General features: G+C 36.5%; 1 pseudogene. It reads right to left on the bottom strand.

The features are described 5' to 3' along the window. Nucleotides 1-110: 110 nt before the first annotated feature. Nucleotides 111-944, bottom strand: a pseudogene (locus G580_RS10710) (chemotaxis protein CheW); the annotation flags it as partial. Nucleotides 945-1,025: the final 81 nt, after the last annotated feature.

The raw sequence follows: 1,025 nt of genomic DNA, 5'->3' as shown, positions 1-1,025 counted from the left end.
ACCACTTCCTTTAATTAAGTCTGCTTTATACGAATTGAGGCAAATGTTTGTAAAGAGATTTTATAAGGAGACACAATTCTCTTGACAAGTGTCCTGGGAGAGTCATGGATAAAGCTCTTTGAAATCTTTAAAACCTCTTTTACAGAATCAACGATAAACCCAACTGTAACTCCATCAAGCACAAAAACCTTTATCCTTTGCTGTTCATCTCTTTGTTTTCCTGGAAGTTCAAATCGCTTTCTCAAGTCAATCACAGGTAGAACATTTCCTCTTAAGTTTATAACTCCTTCAATAAATTCTGGTGTCTTAGGAACATAGGTAAGCTCATCTGGGACTCTTACTATCTCTTGAACAGCCTCGATGGGAACAGCGTATTCCTCCCGATCAAGAGTAAACACCACCACTTGCTCTTCTTCCATCTCTTTTAACTGTTCCCTTTCTTCTTTCTCCTCTATGTCCTTAATCACGGCTTTCGCCTCCTTAAATTTTTGGGTCTCAAAGAGCCTTTCCACAGAAATTATGGAAACAAGTCTTCTTCCCTGGTCAAGTTTACATATTTCAGCAATCTCTGCTTTTTCTTGACCCTGAAAAATGAGGGAAGGCACAGGCTCTATTAAAGAATCGGGAACTCTAAGAACCTCCCTTACACTGTCAACCACCACACCTATAGAAACTCCATTCAGGTTAAGAACAACAATCCTGTTGGTCTCATCAAGAGGTTTGTCTGGAAGATTAAAAATTTTTCTCAGGCTTGTAAGTGGGAGGGTTCTTTCTCTCAAGTTTATAATCCCAATGACAGAAGAGTCTGCATGCGGTACATTAACTATTTTTTCTGGAACCTGAACTATCTCTTGAATATCTTCAATTCTTATAGCGTATTCTTCACCTTCTAACACAAAACTTACAAACTGTTTTTCCTCTGTCTGGGAATTTGGGAGTAGAATATAAATTGTGTCTTTTAATAAAATATTTTAGAGGCATAATAAAAATTTTTAATATTTTTTAAATTAATGATAACATAAAAC

Source organism: Thermodesulfobacterium hveragerdense DSM 12571, from assembly GCF_000423845.1.
In the GTDB taxonomy this organism is placed as follows: domain Bacteria; phylum Desulfobacterota; class Thermodesulfobacteria; order Thermodesulfobacteriales; family Thermodesulfobacteriaceae; genus Thermodesulfobacterium; species Thermodesulfobacterium hveragerdense.
Note: the sequence above shows the minus strand (reverse complement) of the source record. Positions and strands in the feature narration are given on the sequence as shown.